Origin of the sequence: Kitasatospora acidiphila, from assembly GCF_006636205.1 — a bacterium.
GTDB classification, from domain to species: Bacteria; Actinomycetota; Actinomycetes; order Streptomycetales; family Streptomycetaceae; genus Kitasatospora; species Kitasatospora acidiphila.
Genome location: NZ_VIGB01000003.1, coordinates 1062793 through 1080811 on the forward strand (window position 1 = coordinate 1062793; position 18019 = coordinate 1080811).

The window sequence follows — 18019 nt, forward strand, 5'->3', positions numbered from 1 at the left end:
TCAGGCGGGCAGGTCCAGCAGCACCGTCCGCCGCACCCTGGCCAACCCGCCGACATGGACGACTGGTTCGCCGACTTCGGGAGTGTCCGCGACGGTGGCCGTGATGGTGGCCGGGCTGCCGAGCTGGTCGCCCATGTCGACGGCTATGCTCCGGCAGTCCGCTGTACCGGCGTGCAGCCAGGCGGCCAGGCAGGCGGTGCTGTTGGCGTTGGCGATGTCCTCCGGGACTCCGATGGCGGGGGCGAACATCCGCGCGGCGAAGCGCTGTTCACCGCCGGTGTAGAGGTAGCAACCCAGGAGGCCGAGTTGCCGGCAGGCCGCCTCCAGGGCCGTGAAGTCCGGTGTCAGGGCAGACAGTTGGGCACGGCCGGGGACCGGGAGCAGCAGGCGCGGCCGCCCCAGCGTCGCCACGCAGGCGCCGCTTGCCTCGGGCGCCAGGCCCAACGCGGCCAGCACCTGTGCCAATTCGGCACTGGAGGGCTCGCGCAGCGCAACCCGGCCGGCCTCGAATTCCGCTGCCACCAGGAGGTCCCGGGGGTGTGTCCAGGCCGGGATCGAGTGGCTGCCGGCCGTCCGCAGGGTGCGGTTGCGCCGCGTCGTGCCCGCGTTGTAGGCGAGTGCGGCGACCGTGCCGTGGCCGCAGGCGGGCAGTTCCCCCTCGGCAGTGAAGAACCGCAGCGAGGTGACGTCGGCAGCCGTGGCCACGAAGACCGCGTGCGAGGTGCCCACCAGCCCCGGTATCCGGCGGCGCTGCTCGTCGCTGAACGTGGCGTCCTCGCCCAGCACGGCGGTGGGACTGCCCCCGCGCCCGTCATCGCGCACGCAGGCGTCCACCAGGGTCACCGCAACCGGGCTTGCCGGGCGTCGGGTTGATCGCATGGCAGCGATGCTACTCGCCGCCTAACGCGGCCAGTCGGGCGCCGGGTCGGTGGCGAGCAGCGGGCGGATGGCGCCCAGGACCGCCCCGATGCAGACGTCACGCAACTCGGTGCGGCTGCAGGTCTCCCGGGCCAGCCAGTCGACACAGAGCACCCGGACGAACACCAACCAGCTCTTCAGGACGCCGGACACCGCCTCCCGGGCCGCCTCGTCGGCGAGCGGCAGCACCTTGAGCAACCGGGACCGCAGCTCGTCGAGTTCATTGCTCATGATCGTCTGGACCACCGGGTCGCCGACCAGCACGCGGTTTGCGGCGAGCACGGCATGGCGGTTGGCGATGAAGTAGTCGAGGTGGGCGTCCATCCCCTCGATCAGCTGCTCGACCAGCGTGTCGGCGGGGTCGAACCGGCTCTGTTCGAGAAGCTGGGCCGCCGCCTGCTCGTAGATCGCCGCGAACAGCGCCTGCTTGCTGGCGAAGTGACGGTAGAGCAGCGCCCGGGAGACGCCGGCCTTGCCCGCGACGTCCTCCATCAGCACCTCCTCGTACGGCTGGGCGGCGAAGAGTTCCGCACCGACGGCGAGGAGTTGGGCACGGCGGTCGGCGGGGCGGAGGCGCTGGCGGGGAGGCATGAGCGCCAGGTTACTTGACATGTGTCTACTAGCGCACTCTACGCTGCCTAGTAGACACATGTTGAACAACCATCAGCGTGGAGGGATCATGGCCAGAACTCTCAAGGTGCTCGCACAGCTCATGGGGATCGCCTGCGTGGCGATCGGTCTGTTCCATGTGGTCGCGGGGGTCGCCGCGATCCCCGGCAACGGCGGCGCCAACGCGACGGTCGACAACTGGAGCCGCTTCATGGGCGCCGTCTTCGCCGGCTACGGGCTGGCCTGGCTCTGGGCCGCCCGCCAGAGCCCGATCCCGGCCGGCGCGGTCCGCTGGCTGGCCGGGGTGTTCCTGCTCGGCGGCCTGGCCCGGCTGATCTCGGTGGCCGTCCACGGCTGGCCGCAGTGGTTCCAGGTGGCCCTGATGGTCGTCGAACTGGCCCTGCCACCGGTCTACTTCCGGCTGGCGAACGCCGACGAGCGAGCGGCGGCCGGGCGGGCAGCCGGCGGACGGGCGATCACCGAACGGGCGGTGTGACGCCGGTCCGCCGGACCGGCGTCAGGGCTGGTCGTACCAGGAGAACGCGGCGATCCGCCACCCGTCAGGAGTGCGGACGAACTGGAAGGTCTTGGTTCCCCCGCCCTCATACGGTTCGCCGTCGAGGGTGCCGGACTTGCGGTACTCCCCGACGCGGTTGGCGAGGTCGCCCACGATCTCGGTCCGCTCGGAGGTCTCCCACTCCGAGAACTCGACCAGCCGGCCGTCGGACAGCAGGCGCTCGCGCGGTTCGACGAACTCCTCCACCGAGTAGACGGTGTAGGTCGGCCGGGTCACCACGATCACGCCGCCCGGGACCATCAGGCGGCGGATCCGGTCGACGTCGGCGGGCTTGCCGCCGCGGTTGTCGAATGCGCCGAAGAACTCGGCGGTCACAGCGTCGATTTCACTCTTGGACATGGCACGGAAGGTACCATGTCACAGTTCACTGGGAGGCGGCCGGTCGATCATCCGCAGCAGCGGCGGCGCGGAGCACGGCCGCCGCCAGGCAGGCGACCAGACAGCGGGTGGCCGGGTGACGGAGCAGGCGCAGCAGGGTCGTTCGCATCGGGGCGGTTCTCCTTCCGGAAGCCCGAGGGCGGGCCCGTGGTGGGCCCGCCCTGGTGAGGAGGGGTCAGACCGAGGCCGACTCCCGGGCGTCCGTCAGCTCGCCCTCGGCGGCGGGCTTCGGGAAGCGCAGGGTGGCGACGGCGAGCAGGGCACCCAGGACGGCGATCGCAGCGGCGCCGATGAAGGCGGCGGAGAAGCCGTCGGTGAGGCCCTTGGCGGTGCTGCCGGTGGTCTCGGCGCCGGCCAGGGCGGTCATGGCGGCCAGGCCGATGGCGGAGCCGACCTGGTAGCTGGTGTTGACGATGCCCGAGGCGAGGCCGCCCTCCTCCGGCGGGGCGCTGGAGATCGCGGTGCCGAGCGACGGGATGAAGGCGAGCGCCATGCCGATCGCGGAGATCAGCGAGGCGGGCAGCACGTCGACCCAGAAGTTGCCGTCGGGCCGGGCCAGCGAGAGGCCGCCGAGGCCGATGGCGAGCAGCACCAGGCCGGTGACGATCAGCGGCTTCGGCCCGAACTTGGCGATCAGGCGCGGGGCCAGCGTGATCATGATGACCATGATGCTGATGGTCATCGGCAGCAGCGCCGCGCCGCTGGCGAAGGCGCCGAGGTGCAGCACCTGCTGCAGGTAGAGGTTGAGGAAGAACCACATCGGGATCCAGGCGGCCGCCAGCAGGAACTGGGCTCCGTTGGCGGCACCGAGGTTCGGGGTGCGGAAGATGCTCATGCGCATCAGCGGCTCGCTGCGGCGCATTTGCATGGCCACGAAGGCGACGATCAGCAGGATGCCGACCAGCAGCGGGACGATGGTCGAGACGGAGCCCCAACCGGCTTGCGGGGCCTGGACGATGGCGTAGACGGCGACGGCCAGGCCGGCGGTCACGGTGAGTGCGCCCAGGAAGTCGATCCGGCCGGTGCGGCGCGGCACGGCGGGCATCAGCGAGGGGGTGAGGAGCAGGGCGGCCAGGGCGACCGGGATGTTGATGAAGAACACCCAGGGCCAGCTGAGGTACTGGGTGATGACGCCGCCGAGGAAGACGCCCGCGGTGCCGCCCGCCGGTGCGGCGGCGCCGTAGAGGGCGAAGGCCTTGGTGAGCTCCTTGGGCTCGGAGCCGAACAGCATCATCAGCAGGGTGAGCGCGGACGGCGCGATCATCGCCGCGCCGAGGCCCTGGGCGGCGCGGCCGATCAGCTCCACCGTGACGTTGCCGGCCAGGCCGGCCACCAGCGAGCCGGCCGCCAGGACCGCCCAGCCGGTGCTGAACAGCTTCTTGGCGCCGAACAGGTCGGAGAGCCGGCCGCCGAGCAGCAGCAGGCCGCCGAAGGCGACCACATAGGCGTTGAAGACCCAGGAGAGGTTCTCCTGGCTGAAGCCGAGTGCGGTCTGCATCTTGGGCAGGGCGACACCGATGATCGAGGTGTCCATGATCACCATGAACTGCGCGACGGCGATCAGGCCCAGTGCGCGCCACCGCCGGGGATTCGGCCCGGACTGCGGGGTTGTCATTTTTCGTACTCCCTACCCGTTAGGGGTATGTGCCTGCGGCGGGGGAAGCCGACAGGGCGGGGACATCGGGGATTTGCTGCGGTGACCGGCATGACCAGGCATGCCGTCCGCCGGTCCGCGTCGACGTTGCCAACTATACCCTAGGGGGTAGGGTTCCAATCGTTGAATGTGGAAAGGAGACAGGACGGTGAACACCCCAACTCGCTTGGCAGCGTTCGCCCTGGGACTGGTCGTGGTTCTGGGTGGGGCCGCCGGCATCGGCCATGCGGTCGGTCCGCTGGACACGGGCGCCAAGAAGGCCGCGAGCAGCGCGCACGGGAGCAACGGCATGCCGGGCATGCCTGGGATGCCGGGCATGTCATCAGGGCAGCCGAGCGCTGAAGCTCCGGCCGCCGGCGCCCTCGCGGCGTTCGACCGCGGCTATGCGCTGCAGACCCGGCCGGCCAACCTGACGCCCGGTCAGCAGACCGACCTGAGCTTCACCGTCCGGGGCCCGAACGGCGCACCGCTCACCTCCTACCAGGAGGAGCACGGAAAGGAGCTCCATCTGATCCTGCTCCGTGAGGACTTGACGCAGTATCAGCACCTGCACCCGACCCTGGCGGCGGACGGCAGTTGGCACGTCCCGGTGACCTTCCCGGCCGCCGGCGGCTACCGGATGGTGGCCGACTTCACCCCGGCCGGCGCCACCGAGAACGTCACCCTGGGCACCGACCTGGCGGTGGCCGGCGACTACCAGCCGCAGCCGCTCCCCGCACCGGCCACCAGCGCCGGCGTCGACGGCTACACCGTCTCCATGAACGGCCAGGTGACGGCCGGTCAGAGCGCCAAGCTGACCTTCGAGATCGCCGACACCCACGGCCTGGTGACCGACCTCCAGCCGTACCTGGGCGCCTATGGGCACCTGGTGGCCATGCGCGCCGGGGACTTGGGCTACCTGCACGTCCACCCGGACGGCGAGCCGGGCGACGGGCACACCGCCGCCGGGCCCGACGTGGCGTTCTACGTGACCGTGCCCACCGCCGGCGACTACCGGCTGTTCCTGGACTTCCAGCGCGCCGGGGTCGTGCACACCGCCGCGTTCACCGTCCACGCCACTGCGAGCACCGAGGAGGGACGATGAGTTCCACCGTCCAGGGGCCGGTCCTGCCGACCGGTGAGGAGGACCGCGTCGAGCTGCTGATCGGCGGGATGACCTGCGCCTCCTGCGCGGCCCGGATCGAGAAGCGGTTGAACAAGATGGAGGGCGTCACCGCCACCGTCAACTACGCCACCGAGAAGGCCAAGGTCAGCTTCCCCAGCGGCATCACTCCCGAGGACCTGGTCGCGCAGGTGGAGAAGGCCGGCTACACCGCCACCCTGCCGCTGCCCCCAAGCCCGGGGGCGAGCAGGGCGGCGCCGGGAGCGAGGCCGCCGAGGACGGGAACGACCACGTCACCACGCTGCGCCTGCGGCTGCTGATCTCGGCCGCGCTGGCGGTTCCGGTGATCCTGCTGGCGATGGTCCCCGCACTGCAGTTCAACAACTGGCAGTGGGCGTCGCTGACGCTGGCCGCCCCGGTGGTCGCGTACGGCGCCTGGCCGTTCCACAAGGCCGCCTGGACCAACCTGCGGCACGGCGCGGCCACCATGGACACCCTGATCTCGGTCGGCACCCTGGCGGCGCTCGGCTGGTCGCTCTACGCGCTGTTCCTTGGCAGCGCGGGCATGCCGCACATGCACCACCCGTTCGACCTGACCATCGGGCACAGCGACGGCGCCGGGAACATCTACCTGGAGGCCGCGGCCGGCGTCACCACCTTCATCCTGGCCGGGCGGTACTTCGAGGCCCGCGCCAAGCGGCGGGCCGGGTCCGCGCTGCGGGCACTGCTGGAACTCGGCGCCAAGGACGTCTCGGTGATCCGGGACGGGCGCGAGGAGCGCATCCCGATCGGGCAGTTGGGCGTCGGCGACGTGTTCGTGGTGCGTCCCGGTGAGAAGGTCGCCACCGACGGCGTGATCGTGGAGGGCAGTTCGGCGATCGACGCCAGCATGCTCACCGGCGAGTCGGTGCCGGTCGAGGTGTCGGTCGGCGACACGGTGACCGGTGCCACCGTCAACGCCGGCGGCCGCCTCCTGGTGCGGGCCGAGCGGATCGGCTCGGACACCCAACTCGCCCAGATGGCCCGGCTGGTGGAGGACGCGCAGAACGGCAAGGCGGAGGTGCAGCGGCTCGCCGACCGGGTGTCCGGGATCTTCGTGCCGATCGTGATCGCGCTGGCCGTGGCCACCCTCGGTTTCTGGTTGGGCGCCGGATCCGGTGCCGGTGAGGCGTTCACCGCCGCGGTCGCCGTGCTGATCATCGCCTGCCCGTGCGCCCTCGGCCTGGCCACCCCGACCGCGCTGCTGGTCGGCACCGGGCGCGGCGCCCAACTGGGCATCCTGATCAAGGGTCCTGAGGTGCTGGAGTCGACCCACCGGATCGACACCGTGGTGCTGGACAAGACCGGAACCGTCACCACCGGCCAGATGGCGCTGGTCGAGGTGATCACCGCCGAGGGTGAGGACGAGGAGCAACTGCTGCGGCTGGCGGGTGCGTTGGAGGACGCCTCGGAGCACCCGATCGCCCGGGCGATCGCCAAGGGCGCGGTGCAGCGGGCCGGCGAGCTGCCGGCGGTGGCGGACTTCACCAACATCGAGGGCCTCGGCGTGCAGGGCGTGGTGGACGGGCACGCGGTGCTGGTCGGGCGGACCAAGCTGCTGCAGGAGTGGAGTCAGCCGCTGGGCGTGGAGTTGGAGCGGGCCAAGAGCGCGGCCGAGGCGGCCGGCCGGACGGCCGTCGCGGTCGGCTGGGACGGCAAGGCGCGGGGCGTGCTGGTCGTGGCCGACACCGTCAAGCCCACCTCGGCGGACGCGGTGCGGCAGTTGCGCCGAATGGGCCTGACTCCGGTGCTGCTGACCGGTGACAACGCGACCGTGGCCCGCTCGGTGGCGGCCGAGGTCGGGATCGACGAGGTGATCGCCGAGGTGCTGCCGGCCGACAAGGCGGACGTGGTGAAGCGCCTGCAGTCGGAAGGTCGGCGGGTCGCGATGGTCGGGGACGGCGTCAACGATGCCGCCGCGCTGGCCCAGGCCGACCTGGGGCTGGCCATGGGCACCGGCACGGATGTGGCGATCGAGGCCGCCGACCTCACCCTGGTCCGCGGCGACCTGCGGGTGGCGTCCGACGCGATCCGGCTGTCCCGCAAGACCCTGTCGACCATCAAGTCCAACCTGTTCTGGGCCTTCGCCTACAACGTGGCGGCGCTGCCGCTGGCGGCGGCCGGACTGCTGAACCCGATGATCGCGGGCGCGGCGATGGCCTGCTCCTCGGTCTTCGTGGTCTCCAACAGCCTGCGGCTGCGCCGGTTCCGGCCGCTGCCGCAGCCCAACACGGCCGACTGAACCGGCAGTCGTGCACCCGGTGGTACCGCTCGGCCCGAGGCCGGTCGGTACCACCGTCATTTCCCGCCGTTCTCACCGGATTCCTAAGTAAATTCGCAGAACTCCGGCGCCGGGAAGCGGGCTTGATTTCGCCTAATCGCTCCGCTCTACTGGCCTGCACTACCGCTCACACGCCGAAAAGAGGACCGATCGATGGACCCGACGGTGGAGCTGCGTCCTGCCCGCCCGGCGGAGGCCGCGGCCATCTCCCGCCTCCTCGCGACCACTTGGCGCGACGACTATGCGGAGTACCTCGGCGGCCAGCGCACCGAGCGGCTGATCGCCTGCTACTGCCGGGTGGACCGCATCGCCGTGGAGATCTCGGCGTCCGGCGCCGGGGACGGCTGGCTGGGCTGGCAGGTCGCCGACCACGACGGCACGGTGGTCGGCGCGGCGGCGGGCGGCATCACCACCATCGGCTCGGGCGAGGTCTACAACCTCTGCGTCGACGCGGAGCACCGCCGCCGGGGCATCGGCCGCTCGCTGCTGGACGCCGTCACCGGGCAGCAGTTGGCCCGCGGCGCCCACCAGCAGTGGGTCAACCTGCACGGAGACGGCTCCGACACAGCCGCGCTGCCGTTCCTCACCAGCCAGGGCTTCCAGGCCACCACCGACGGTCCGAGCGACGGCGACCTGCGGCTGCGGCGGGCGATCTGACCGACGAGCAGCTCCTTCTCGGCCTCCTCCTTGGCCGCCTCCTCGGCCTCCTCCTTGGCGTGGACCGGCCGCGGCGTGCTTGCGCCGCGCGGATTCCTGGTCTCCTCCCCCGGTCGACCCCACAATGGAATGACCTTCCCCGACCGGAATTCCCACGCCGTTCCCCTCCCGGAGGAGCTTTATGGACCTGCTCGTCGGACAGCCGGAAATCTCGGTATTCCCGCCCCTGGACAGCGAGGCCGAATGGCTGGCCGGCGCGCACGGCGCCGATATTCTGGAATACCTGCGAGCGGCTCGCGCCACCGAAGGGCCGGTGCTGGATCTCGGCTCCGGAGACGGGCGCTTCGCCGTGCCGCTCGCCCGGCACGGCTTCGACGTCGACGCGGTGGACCACGACGGCCCGTCGCTCGTGCGACTGCGCGACTGGGCCGGCCGACTTGACGTTGTCCGAGGTCGCGTCACGACCATCGAGGCCGATCTGGCGCAGCTGCGCCTGAGCCGCAGCTACGGCCTGGTGATGCTGGCCGCGGGCACCGTGCTGGAGCTGCCGCGGGCCGTCCGGCCGGCCCTGTTCCGGCAGGTCGCCGCGCATCTGCGGAACGGCGGCGTCCTGGCGCTGGACTACATCTGCGCACGTCGGCCGCGAATCATGGCGCCCGGTCTGGAAACCGCGGCGATTGTCGGCGACCTGCGGGCGGCCGGTCTGCGGATCCGCCGCCGCGACACCCGACCGCTCTGCGAAGGCCTGGAGAGCACCTTCCTGTTGTGCGCACCGCGCGGTCGATAACGACCGGCAACCGCGCTTTCCGTTGTTTCACCCGGGTTTCACTGGGTTGCGAGCAGATAACACGCCGTCAGGTAATATGCCCACACACTGGACGTGGGAGGGGGCGGCGTGGTGGCTTCGCACAACGGCAGGTCTTCCAACGGCAAGTCCTCCACACAGGCGCTCTCGATCTACCAGGAACTCCGGGCCCGTGGCACCTGCGACTACGCCGAGTTGGCAACGGGCCTGGGCCTGACCGCACAGCAGGCCACGGAGTGCCGAGCGGAACTTGACGCCCTCGGCCTGATCACCACCGACGGCTGCGAGGACCACAGCGGGCAGGTGACCACCGTCGACCCCGAGGTCGCGCTGCTGCGGATGCTGGCCCGCGAGAACCAGGAGGTGGAGCTCCGCCAGCAGCGCGCGCAGCGGACCCACGCCGCCGTCCAGGACCTCACCCAGCGCTACCTGCGCGGCGGCGCGGTGGTGCCCTCCGAGGTCGAGGTGGAGGTGCTGACCGGTCATCACCGGATCCAGCAGACCCTGGACGACCTCTCGGACACGGCGCGCACCGAGATCGCCTCGATGCACCCGGGCGCGCTGCCGGCCGGCGAGTTCCTGACCGCGGGACTGGAGCGTGACCGCAGGCTGATCGAGGCGGGCGTCCGGGTCCGGGCGGTCTACCAGCACCGGTTCCAGTCGGTGCCCGCCCTGGCGGAGTTCTTCCAGAAGCAGATCGACCTCGGGGTGGAGGTCCGGTTGGCGGCCGTGGTGCCGCTGAACATGATCCTCAGCGACCGCCGCACCGCACTGCTGCCGGTCGACCCGGACAACCAGGAGGCCGGCGCGATCCTGGCCCGGGGCCCGGCCCTGGTCCGCTCCTACCTGGCGCTCTACGAGTACTGCTGGCACACCTCGGCCGTGCTGGGCCGCAGCGAGGAGTACCAGCACGGCAGTGACAAGCTCACCGACCAGCAGCACGCGGCCATCCGGATGCTGGCAGCCGGGATGAAGGACGAGCGGATCGCCCGCTCGCTGGGGATCTCGCTGCGCACCCTCAGCCGGCTGCTGTCGGAGGTCATGCAGGAGCTCGGGGCCTCCAGCCGCTTCGAGGCGGGGGTGCGGGCGGCGAAGCTGGGGTGGCTGGACTAGCGGGCAGCGGCGGGCATGGGCGTGCGCCCGTCGGGTGCGCTGCTACGCCCCGTCGCGCCCTGCTCTTGAGGGCGACCAAGAGGTATGATTGAACCAAATCTTTGGTCGACCTAATGGTGGGGCTGATGGCACTCAACACGCTGGCGACAGACCGTGATGCGGCGATCCAGCTGCTCCGGGACGTCGGTCTGCGGGTCACCAGCCCGCGCCTCGAGGTGCTCCAGCTGCTGACCGCCGAGCCGCACCAGGACGTCGAGTCCATCACGGCGGCGGCCAGGAACCGGCTGGGCACGCTGACCAGCCAGGCCGTGTACGAGATGCTCCGCAACTTCATGGAGACCGGACTGGTCCGCAAGTTCGAACGCCCCGGCCGGACGGCGGTCTTCGAGCTCGCCGGGGCGCCGCATCAGCATGCGGTCTGCCACCGCTGCGGGCGGGTGGCCAACGTCGAGGTCGAGGCGCCGGCGGCACCGAAGCAGGCGCTGCGCGGCTGGCGGGTCGACGACACCGAGGTGGTGTACCACGGGGAGTGCCCGGACTGCCGCAAGCGCGGGTCGGAGTAAGTGATCTGACGGACCGTCATGCTGGCGCCATGCGATGGCTGGCTGCGCGACCGGAGGGGGTGACGGCCCGAGGCGGTCTGACGGATCGTCAGGCAGTCGGCGGCCACACGATCGCGGGTCGCGCGGCGGAGGGCGGCCAGACGATGGCGGGCTGCACCACCCGGGCGCTGGGCTGCGCCACCGGAGCATCGGCCTGGGCGATCAGGACGCCCGCCTGGGTGGTCGGGGCGTCGGCCTGGGTGGTCGGGGCCGTTGCCGCGGCCGGTGGCCAGACGATGGCGACGGCCGGGTGCGGCGCGGCGGCGGGTGCGGGGCTCTCGACGGCGAGGCCGACTGCGGCCGGCACCGCGATCAGGGCGGCCGGGACGGCGAGGCGAAGGGCGGTCCGCAGCGAGCGCGCGTGCGTGAACAAGGCTTCTTCCTCCGGGAGTTCAGGTGGTCTCGGGTGCTCCCCGACGGTCGGCTCGGGCCGGTCGCCGGGGGCGCGGAACCCATAGTGGTCCGCGCCTCCGGTCAACGGAAAGAGCTTCCACCGTCGCACCCAGGCCATGGCGCACTTCTGCCACGGCAGCCCCCTGAGCGGCGCCTCAAACCCCGCCAAGACGCTGACCGAAACCCTCGTCAGAGCCCTCGCCAGAGCCCTCGTCAGAACCCGAACACCGGCCCGCTGGGCGGTGCCAGGCGGGTGCCCGGACGGGGTGCCTGGAGGGCGTCGGAGCGCACGGGGGCGCCGGGCCGGTCGCCGAGGGCGCGGGCCAGCCGGGCGGCTCCCTCGGGCATCACCGGCCAGGCCCAGGCGGCCAGCGCCCGGGCCACCGCCAACTGGGCGGCCAGGGCGGCCCGGTAGGGTGCGCGGCCGCTGCCGCGCTCCCGCTCAGGTGCGTTGACCAGCTGGAAGTCGGTGGCCAGCCGCACCACTTCGTCCAGCAGTGCGACCGCGCGCCGCGGGTCGAAGGTCTCAGCCTCGTAGGCGGTGCGCAGTTCGGCCACGGTGGCGCACAGCCGGTCGTGCAGCACCGGCCAGCCAGTGCCGTCCGGCCGCTCCTCGGGCACGAGTCCGGCGCACTCCTCGCGCACCGCGGCGAACAGGCCGGCGAGCCAGGGGTTCCAGGTGCCCTCCAGGAACGCCCGGGCGCCGTCCAGGTCGTCCAGGCTGAAGTCGGTGGCCCGCCCCACCGGGCGGTCGGCGAGCACCTGGCGGCGCAGCGCGTCGGAGCCGGCCTCGGTCAGAGCGTCCAGTGCCCAGACGGCGTGGCGGGCCGAGGTGGACATCTTGCGCCCCTGGAACAGGGCGAACTCGTTGACCTGGTAGCCGGCCGGCGCCGGCAGCCCCAGGCTCAGCAGCAGCGCGGGCAGCACCGCCACCTGGTGGTGCGCCTGGTCGAAGCCGAAGAACTGCAGCGGCGCGGTCTCGGGCGCGAGCCGCTGGGCGGTCAGGACGTGGCCGACCGCCAGCTCGAAGCGGGAGTCGATCCGCTGGTCCTCGAACCCGTCGACGGTCACCTCGATGCCCCGGTCGGCCGGGTGGCTGACCGCCAGCTCGACCAGCCCGTCGCGGGCCAACTGCTCGCACAGCACGGCCAGGCGGGGCGGCATCGCCGTGGTTCGCCAGAACTCCAGCAGCCGGTCGCGGTGCGCCTCCAGCGGCAGGTAGAGGCGACGGCACTGGCGCAGCACGGCCGCGGTGCCGCACAGCGCGCAGACCGGGTCGAGCAGGTCGCCGCAGTCGTTCGGCCGCGCGCACTGCGGGCAGCCGCCGCCCGTGGTGGCGGTGCCGCAGTACGGGCAGCCGCCGGTGACGAGGGCGGAGTGCAGCCAGCGGTCGCAGGGCCCGCAGTAGGGCAGCAGCCGGCTGCGGGCGACCACGGTGCCGTCGGCGTGCAGTCGGGCGAGCAGGTCCTGGACCTGGCCGCGGTAGCCGGTCTGCCGGCTGGGGATCAGCAGGTCGTCGAACTCGACGCCCGCGCGCTCCCAGTCGACGGCGATGGTCTCGGCGTAACCGTCCGCGACCTCGTCGGCCTTGCGGCCCTGGAGCAGTGCGCAGCGCTCGACGGCGGTGTGGTGCTGGTCGATGCCGCTGGTGAGGCGGACCGGGCGGCCGTCGGCGCTCAGGTAGCGGCGCAGCACGTCGGCGGCGACGTAGGGTCCGGCCAGGTGGCCGACGTGGAGTTCGCCGTCGGGCACTGGCGGGGTCGCGGTGATCCATACGGGTGCTGACACGAACGTGCCTCCTTGCCGTCACGGCCGGGCGGGTTACCGGGGCGCGCCGGACCGGGAGAGTCCTCACCCCGAGGCGGTAGGCAGCTCGGGGCTTCGGCGGGGCGCGGGCTCCATCGTGCCAGCCGGAAAGCCGCTGCCGGGCGCGTTGGCGCGGCGTCCACCTGCCGTGGCGTGTGGACGCCATGGGGCTGCTCGGACGCGCCGTGACGGATTGACGCCATGTCAGAGGTGCGCCATTTCGGGTTCGTTGTCCGCCACCGGGCCCTCGGGTGAAGCTGGCGGCGTCCAGCCGCCGAGAGGAGCGACGCATGCCCCAGGAACGCCAGGTTTCGCCACCGGAGAGGGTGCTGGTGGTCACCGCGCATCCCGATGACTCCGAGTTCTGCACCGCCGGCACGGTGCTGCAGTGGACCGCGCAGGGGACGGAGGTGACCTACTGCGTGCTGACCGACGGCGACAACGGCGGCTATGACGAGGCCCTGCCCCGGCAGAGCATCGCGCCGCTGCGCCGGGCCGAGCAGCGCGCGGCGGCGGCCGCCACCGGAGTGAAGGACGTGCGGTTCCTCGCCTATCCGGACGGGCGGTTGGAGCCCACCATGGAGCTGCGCCGCGATCTGACCCGGGTGATCCGCGAGGTGCGGCCCGAGGTGGTGGTGCTGCCCAGTCCGGAGATCAACTGGGACCGGATCGCCGATGTCCATCCGGACCACCGGGCGGCGGGTGAGGCGGCCCTGCGGGCGGTCTATCCGGACGCCCGCAATCCGTTCGCCCACCCGGAGTTGCTGCGGGACGAGGGGCTGGCGGCGTGGGAGGTGCCGGAGATCTGGCTGATCATGGGCCCCTCCCCCAACCACTTCGTGGACGTCACCGATGTCTTCGACCAGAAGTTCGCCGCGCTGAAGCTGCACACCTCGCAGACCGCCAATCTGGCCGATCTGGAGGCCCTGCTGCGGCGTTGGCAGACCGAGCACGCCCTCGCCGGCCGGTTGGCCCCGGGCCGGCTGGCCGAGGCCTTCCAGGTGGTCCGGCTCTGAGCCGCCGTGCCACCGGTCAGTGGTAGATGACCAGTTCCTCGCGGCCGGCACCGACCAGTTCGTAGTGCTCCTCGGAGACCGGCCGACCGGTGTACATCCGGATCAGCGTGTCCTCGTCGCTGTGCAGTCGGGCCGGTGCCCGGCCGGCCACCAGGTTGCCGAACTGCCAGGAACTGCGCGGGGTGAAGGCGCAGACCCTCGGGGTGCCGCGGTCCCGGCTCACCGCGGCCAGCAGTGCCAGCGCGTCCGCCAGGCCCTCGCTCCGGTATGCCCCGGGGATCCCGAGGGCCTCGCGGACGTCGCCGGCGTGCACCCATTCGCCCAGCGCGATGACGTCCAACTCGCCGCCGGCCGCCACGATGGCGGGGCCGGCCTCGGCCATGCCGTAGTCGAGTTCGTCCAGGATGCTGCTCAGCGGCCAGTCGGCGCGCTCGTGCACGTCGGCCGCGTTGTGCTCGGGGGTGAAGGCCGGCAGTCGCCCCTCGATGATGCGGACCAGTGCGGCCCCGCAGTGTGCGGTCAACTCCCGGATGTTCCAGGCCGGGCAGGCCGTGCGGCGCTCGAACTCGGTGGCCGGCAGGCTGCGGAGCAGTGGGAGCAGCGTCTCACGTTCGATGCGCAGCAGCCTGCCGGGGCGGTCCGGGTCTCGATGTGCGGCCATGGCTCATGGGTTCCTTCTCGCTTAGCCGATGGATGAGTTGATGGAGCGTCAGTAGCGGTACTGCTCCGCCTTGTACGGGCCCTCGACCGGGACGCCGATGTAGTCGGCCTGCTCCTGGGTCAGCGTGGTCAGCTTGACGCCCAGCGCGTCCAGGTGGAGGCGGGCGACCTTCTCGTCCAGGTGCTTGGGCAGCACGTACACACCGATCGGGTACTGCTCGGTCTTGGTGAACAGCTCGATCTGCGCGATCGTCTGGTTCGCGAACGAGTTGGACATCACGAACGACGGGTGACCGGTCGCGTTGCCCAGGTTCAGCAGGCGGCCCTCGGACAGCACGATGATCGTGCGGCCGTCCGCCTTGCGCCACTCGTGCACCTGCGGCTTGACCTCGGTCTTCACCACACCCGGCAGCTTCGCCAGACCGGCCATGTCGATCTCGTTGTCGAAGTGGCCGATGTTGCCCACGATCGCCTGGTGCTTCATCCGCTCCATGTGCGAGGACATGATGATGTCCTTGTTGCCCGTGGTGGTGATGAAGATGTCGGCGATCTCGACGACGTCCTCCAGGGTGGTCACCTGGTAGCCGTCCATCGCCGCCTGCAGCGCGCAGATCGGGTCGACCTCGGTGACGATCACCCGGGCACCCTGACCGCGCAGCGACTCCGCGCAGCCCTTGCCCACGTCGCCGTAGCCGCACACCACCGCGACCTTGCCGCCGATCAGCACATCGGTGGCCCGGTTGATGCCGTCGATCAGCGAGTGCCGGCAGCCGTACTTGTTGTCGAACTTCGACTTGGTCACCGAGTCGTTGACGTTGATCGCCGGGAACAGCAGCTTGCCGTCCCGGTGCATCTCGTACAGCCGGTGCACACCCGTGGTGGTCTCCTCGGTCACGCCCTTGATCGTGGCGGCGACCTGCGCCCAGTCGATGGTGCTGCGCCCCAACAGTGCCAGCACCACGGCCAGTTCCTCGTTCTCCGCCGTGGCCGGGTCGGGGACGGCACCGGCCTTCTGGTACTCGACACCCTGGTGGATCAGCAGGGTGGCGTCACCGCCGTCGTCCAGGATCATGTTCGGGGTCTGGCCGTCCGGCCAGCTGAGCGCCTGCTCGGTGCACCACCAGTACTCCTCCAGCGTCTCGCCCTTCCAGGCGAAGACCGGGATGCCGGCCGCGGCGATCGCGGCGGCGGCGTGGTCCTGGGTGGAGAAGATGTTGCAGGACGCCCAGCGCACTTCGGCGCCGAGCGCCACCAGGGTCTCGATCAGCACGGCGGTCTGCACCGTCATGTGCAGCGAACCGGTGACCCGGGCGCCGGCCAGCGGCTGGCTGGCGGCGTACTCCTTGCGGATCGACATCAGGCCGGGCATCTCGTGCTCGGCGAGCTGGATCTCCTTGCGGCCGAATGCGGCCAGCGAGAGGTCGGCAACCTTGAAGTCGGCAGTCATGGGGGTTCCTCCGATGAGTGGTCAGGCAGCGGATTCAACGGGCTGGTCGAGGCCGAGGTTGCGGTAGATCTCAAGCGCGGCAGTCGATCGGTTGAGGGTGATGAAGTGCAGCCCGGGGGCGCCCTCCTGGAGCAGGCGGTCGGCCATCCGGGTCGCGTGCTCGACGCCGATGCGGTGGCCGGCGGCCGCGTCACCGCGGGCATCGGCCAGCCGGGCGGCCAGTTCGGCGGGGAAAGCGGCGTTGCTCAGTTCGGCGAAGCGGCGGATCTGGCCGTAGGCGGTGGCCGGCATGATCTCCGGGATGATGGGGGTGGCGCAGCCCGCAGCCGCGACCTTGTCGCGCAGCCGCAGATAGTCGTCAACTCGGAAGAACATCTGGGTGATGGCGTAGTCGGCACCGGCTCGGCACTTGGCGACGAAGTGCCGGATGTCGCTCTCCCAGTCCGGTGAACGCGGGTGCCGCTCCGGGAAGGCGGCCACGCCGACCGTGAACGAGCCGCTCTCCTTGAGGAGTTGCACGAGCTCGGCGGCGTGCTGGAAGCCCTGCGGGTGCGGCTGCCAGGCGCCGCGCGGGTCACCGGGCGGATCGCCGCGCAGTGCCAGCACATCACGGATGCCGGCGTCGGCGTACCGCCGGATGATCGCCCGCAGTTCGGCCCTGGCATGGCCGACGGCGGTCAGGTGGGCGACGGGCAGCAGGGTGCTGTGGGCGGCGATCCGCTCGGTGGTGGCGATGGTGCGGTCGCGCGAGGAGCCGCCGGCGCCGTAGGTCACGGAGACGAAGGTCGGCCGGACGGCCTCGACGCGGCGGATCGCCGCCCACAGGTCGCGCTCGCCGGCGGCGTCCTTGGCCGGGAAGAACTCGAAGGAGTAGGTGGGTTCGCCCGCCGCCAGGAGGTCGCGCAGGCGGCGCGGCGACCGGGCGGCGGACGGTCGGCTGGTCATGCGGGGCCCGCCCAGGCGATCGCGACATCGGCGGCGGCCTGCGGGCCGTAGCCCTCGGCGAGGCTGTGCAGCAGGTCGCCGCGGCGCAGCCGGTACTCCTGGGTGCCGGTGCAGCCGAGCACCACCGCCGCGATGGCGCAGCCGAGTTGGGCGGAGCGGTCGAGCGGGAGGCCCCAGCTGCGGGCGGCCAGGAAGCCGGACCGGAACGCGTCGCCCACGCCGGTCGGGTCGCTGACCCGCGCCACCGGCACGGCGGGCACGGCCACCGGTGTGCTGCCCGCGCTCTCCACCCGCACGCCGTCGGCGCCGAGGGTGGTGATCCAGTGGCCGACCCGGTCCAGGATCTCGCGCCGGGACCAGCCACTGAGCTTGAGCAGCAGCGCGGCCTCGTACTCATTGGTGAACAAGTACCTCGCACCGTCGAGGAGTTGGCGCACCTCTGGCTGGGTGAGGCGGGCCAGCTGCTGGGAGGGGTCGGCGGCGAACGGGATGCCGGTGCGGCAGCAGGCGTCGGTGTGCCGCAGCATCGCGGCGGGGTCGTCCGGGGCGATCAGCACCAGGTCGAAGCCGCCGGCCTGCTCGGCGACGACCGCGAGGTCGATCTCGGCGGCCTCCGACATGGCGCCCGGGTAGAAGGTGGCGATCTGGTTCTGCTGCTGGTCGGTGGTGCAGACGAACCGGGCGGTGTGCCGGGTCTCGCTGATCCGCACGTGGTCGGTGTCCACCCCGTGCTGCTTGAGCCAGAGGCGGTAGTCGTCGAAGTCCGGGCCGGCCGCCCCACCAGGGTGGGGGTGTGGCCCAGCAGGCCCAGCCCGAAGGCGATGTTGGCGGCCACTCCGCCACGCCGCACTTCGAGGCCGTCGGCGAGGAAGGAGAGCGAGACGGTGCTGAGCCGGTCGGGGATCAGCTGGTCGGTGAAGCGGCCCGGAAAGGTCATCAGATGGTCGGTGGCGATGGAGCCGGTGACGGCGAGGCGCACGGGAGTCTCCTCTGGACGACGAACGACAGACGACGGAC

17 protein-coding genes and 2 pseudogenes are annotated in these 18019 nt (G+C 71.6%); 8 read left to right on the forward strand and 11 right to left on the reverse strand.

The window, feature by feature from the left end; all coding sequences use genetic code 11:
- Positions 1-879: a PhzF family phenazine biosynthesis protein gene (locus E6W39_RS05620; protein WP_141632556.1), complete on the reverse strand. Its 879-nt coding sequence runs from the start codon at positions 877-879 to the stop codon at positions 1-3.
- A gap of 21 nt (positions 880-900) precedes the next feature.
- Positions 901-1509 (reverse strand): TetR/AcrR family transcriptional regulator, encoded by a 609-nt coding sequence (locus E6W39_RS05625; RefSeq protein ID WP_141632557.1) that lies wholly within the window; start codon positions 1507-1509, stop codon positions 901-903.
- Positions 1510-1597: 88 nt separating this feature from the next.
- Here E6W39_RS05625 and E6W39_RS05630 point away from each other — a divergent pair, with 88 nt between their 5' ends.
- The gene (locus E6W39_RS05630; protein ID WP_141632558.1) at positions 1598-2023 is read left to right on the forward strand and encodes a DUF4345 domain-containing protein; all 426 of its coding nucleotides are present in this window, start codon (positions 1598-1600) and stop codon (positions 2021-2023) included.
- A gap of 21 nt (positions 2024-2044) precedes the next feature.
- Here E6W39_RS05630 and E6W39_RS05635 read toward each other — a convergent pair whose 3' ends face one another.
- From E6W39_RS05635 to E6W39_RS05640, 3 genes are all read right to left on the reverse strand, one after another.
- Positions 2045-2443 carry a Cif family virulence factor gene (locus tag E6W39_RS05635; RefSeq protein ID WP_141632559.1) on the reverse strand — a complete coding sequence of 133 codons (399 nt, stop codon included), beginning with the start codon at positions 2441-2443 and terminating at the stop codon, positions 2045-2047.
- A gap of 25 nt (positions 2444-2468) precedes the next feature.
- Complete coding sequence (locus E6W39_RS42665; RefSeq protein ID WP_267286672.1) at positions 2469-2591, reverse strand: hypothetical protein; 123 nt, start codon at positions 2589-2591, stop codon at positions 2469-2471.
- Between the two features lie 66 nt (positions 2592-2657).
- Complete coding sequence (locus E6W39_RS05640) at positions 2658-4097, reverse strand: MFS transporter (RefSeq protein ID WP_141632560.1); 1440 nt, start codon at positions 4095-4097, stop codon at positions 2658-2660.
- 187 nt (positions 4098-4284) lie between these two features.
- Here E6W39_RS05640 and E6W39_RS05645 point away from each other — a divergent pair, with 187 nt between their 5' ends.
- The 6 genes and pseudogenes from E6W39_RS05645 (at position 4285) to E6W39_RS05670 (ending at position 10696) form a co-directional block, all read left to right on the forward strand.
- The gene (locus E6W39_RS05645) at positions 4285-5220 is read left to right on the forward strand and encodes a hypothetical protein (protein WP_228717983.1); all 936 of its coding nucleotides are present in this window, start codon (positions 4285-4287) and stop codon (positions 5218-5220) included.
- A pseudogene (locus tag E6W39_RS05650) lies at positions 5217-7519 on the forward strand (heavy metal translocating P-type ATPase). The gene E6W39_RS05645 and the pseudogene E6W39_RS05650 overlap by 4 nt, the downstream one beginning before the upstream one ends.
- Positions 7520-7711: 192 nt before the next feature.
- The gene (locus E6W39_RS05655; RefSeq protein ID WP_141632562.1) at positions 7712-8215 is read left to right on the forward strand and encodes a GNAT family N-acetyltransferase; all 504 of its coding nucleotides are present in this window, start codon (positions 7712-7714) and stop codon (positions 8213-8215) included.
- Between the two features lie 181 nt (positions 8216-8396).
- A complete protein-coding gene (locus tag E6W39_RS05660) occupies positions 8397-9002 on the forward strand; it encodes a class I SAM-dependent methyltransferase (RefSeq protein ID WP_141632563.1) in 606 nt (201 codons plus the stop codon).
- 111 nt (positions 9003-9113) lie between these two features.
- Entirely contained in the window at positions 9114-10133 is a 1020-nt protein-coding gene (locus tag E6W39_RS05665) for a helix-turn-helix transcriptional regulator (RefSeq protein ID WP_141632564.1), read from the forward strand.
- A 125-nt stretch (positions 10134-10258) separates the two neighbouring features.
- The gene (locus E6W39_RS05670) at positions 10259-10696 is read left to right on the forward strand and encodes a Fur family transcriptional regulator (protein WP_228717984.1); all 438 of its coding nucleotides are present in this window, start codon (positions 10259-10261) and stop codon (positions 10694-10696) included.
- A gap of 88 nt (positions 10697-10784) precedes the next feature.
- Here the strand turns inward: E6W39_RS05670 and E6W39_RS05675 are convergent, their stop codons facing one another.
- Positions 10785-11108 carry a hypothetical protein gene (locus E6W39_RS05675; protein ID WP_141632566.1) on the reverse strand — a complete coding sequence of 108 codons (324 nt, stop codon included), beginning with the start codon at positions 11106-11108 and terminating at the stop codon, positions 10785-10787.
- Positions 11109-11341: 233 nt separating this feature from the next.
- Positions 11342-12916 carry a class I tRNA ligase family protein gene (locus tag E6W39_RS05680; protein ID WP_141632567.1) on the reverse strand — a complete coding sequence of 525 codons (1575 nt, stop codon included), beginning with the start codon at positions 12914-12916 and terminating at the stop codon, positions 11342-11344.
- Between the two features lie 308 nt (positions 12917-13224).
- On the opposite strand from E6W39_RS05680, the gene E6W39_RS05685 reads away from it, so the two are divergent.
- A complete protein-coding gene (locus E6W39_RS05685; RefSeq protein ID WP_141632568.1) occupies positions 13225-13950 on the forward strand; it encodes a PIG-L deacetylase family protein in 726 nt (241 codons plus the stop codon).
- Between the two features lie 16 nt (positions 13951-13966).
- Here the strand turns inward: E6W39_RS05685 and E6W39_RS05690 are convergent, their stop codons facing one another.
- The 4 genes and pseudogenes from E6W39_RS05690 to E6W39_RS05705 all read right to left on the reverse strand — a co-directional run bounded on the left by E6W39_RS05690 (position 13967) and on the right by E6W39_RS05705 (position 17981).
- Entirely contained in the window at positions 13967-14611 is a 645-nt protein-coding gene (locus E6W39_RS05690) for a maleylpyruvate isomerase family mycothiol-dependent enzyme (protein ID WP_141632569.1), read from the reverse strand.
- A 48-nt stretch (positions 14612-14659) separates the two neighbouring features.
- The gene (gene ahcY / locus E6W39_RS05695; protein WP_141632570.1) at positions 14660-16057 is read right to left on the reverse strand and encodes an adenosylhomocysteinase; all 1398 of its coding nucleotides are present in this window, start codon (positions 16055-16057) and stop codon (positions 14660-14662) included.
- Between the two features lie 21 nt (positions 16058-16078).
- On the reverse strand, positions 16079-17002 hold the full coding sequence (gene metF, locus E6W39_RS05700) for a methylenetetrahydrofolate reductase [NAD(P)H] (RefSeq protein ID WP_141632571.1): 924 nt from the start codon (positions 17000-17002) through the stop codon (positions 16079-16081).
- A pseudogene (locus E6W39_RS05705) lies at positions 16999-17981 on the reverse strand (carbohydrate kinase family protein). The gene metF and the pseudogene E6W39_RS05705 overlap by 4 nt, the downstream one beginning before the upstream one ends.
- Positions 17982-18019: the final 38 nt, after the last annotated feature.

What these genes read in the sequence shown, in the direction of transcription:
- E6W39_RS05660 (WP_141632563.1), top strand. Translation starts at nt 8,397, where the DNA reads ATGGACCTGCTCGTCGGACAGCCGGAAATCTCGGTATTCCCGCCCCTG.
- E6W39_RS05685 (WP_141632568.1), top strand. Translation starts at nt 13,225, where the DNA reads ATGCCCCAGGAACGCCAGGTTTCGCCACCGGAGAGGGTGCTGGTGGTC.
- ahcY (WP_141632570.1), bottom strand. Translation starts at nt 16,057, where the DNA reads ATGACTGCCGACTTCAAGGTTGCCGACCTCTCGCTGGCCGCATTCGGC.
- E6W39_RS05625 (WP_141632557.1), bottom strand. Translation starts at nt 1,509, where the DNA reads ATGCCTCCCCGCCAGCGCCTCCGCCCCGCCGACCGCCGTGCCCAACTC.
- E6W39_RS42665 (WP_267286672.1), bottom strand. Translation starts at nt 2,591, where the DNA reads ATGCGAACGACCCTGCTGCGCCTGCTCCGTCACCCGGCCACCCGCTGT.
- metF (WP_141632571.1), bottom strand. Translation starts at nt 17,002, where the DNA reads ATGACCAGCCGACCGTCCGCCGCCCGGTCGCCGCGCCGCCTGCGCGAC.
- E6W39_RS05655 (WP_141632562.1), top strand. Translation starts at nt 7,712, where the DNA reads ATGGACCCGACGGTGGAGCTGCGTCCTGCCCGCCCGGCGGAGGCCGCG.
- E6W39_RS05670 (WP_228717984.1), top strand. Translation starts at nt 10,259, where the DNA reads ATGGCACTCAACACGCTGGCGACAGACCGTGATGCGGCGATCCAGCTG.
- E6W39_RS05635 (WP_141632559.1), bottom strand. Translation starts at nt 2,443, where the DNA reads ATGTCCAAGAGTGAAATCGACGCTGTGACCGCCGAGTTCTTCGGCGCA.
- E6W39_RS05640 (WP_141632560.1), bottom strand. Translation starts at nt 4,097, where the DNA reads ATGACAACCCCGCAGTCCGGGCCGAATCCCCGGCGGTGGCGCGCACTG.
- E6W39_RS05620 (WP_141632556.1), bottom strand. Translation starts at nt 879, where the DNA reads ATGCGATCAACCCGACGCCCGGCAAGCCCGGTTGCGGTGACCCTGGTG.
- E6W39_RS05690 (WP_141632569.1), bottom strand. Translation starts at nt 14,611, where the DNA reads ATGGCCGCACATCGAGACCCGGACCGCCCCGGCAGGCTGCTGCGCATC.
- E6W39_RS05630 (WP_141632558.1), top strand. Translation starts at nt 1,598, where the DNA reads ATGGCCAGAACTCTCAAGGTGCTCGCACAGCTCATGGGGATCGCCTGC.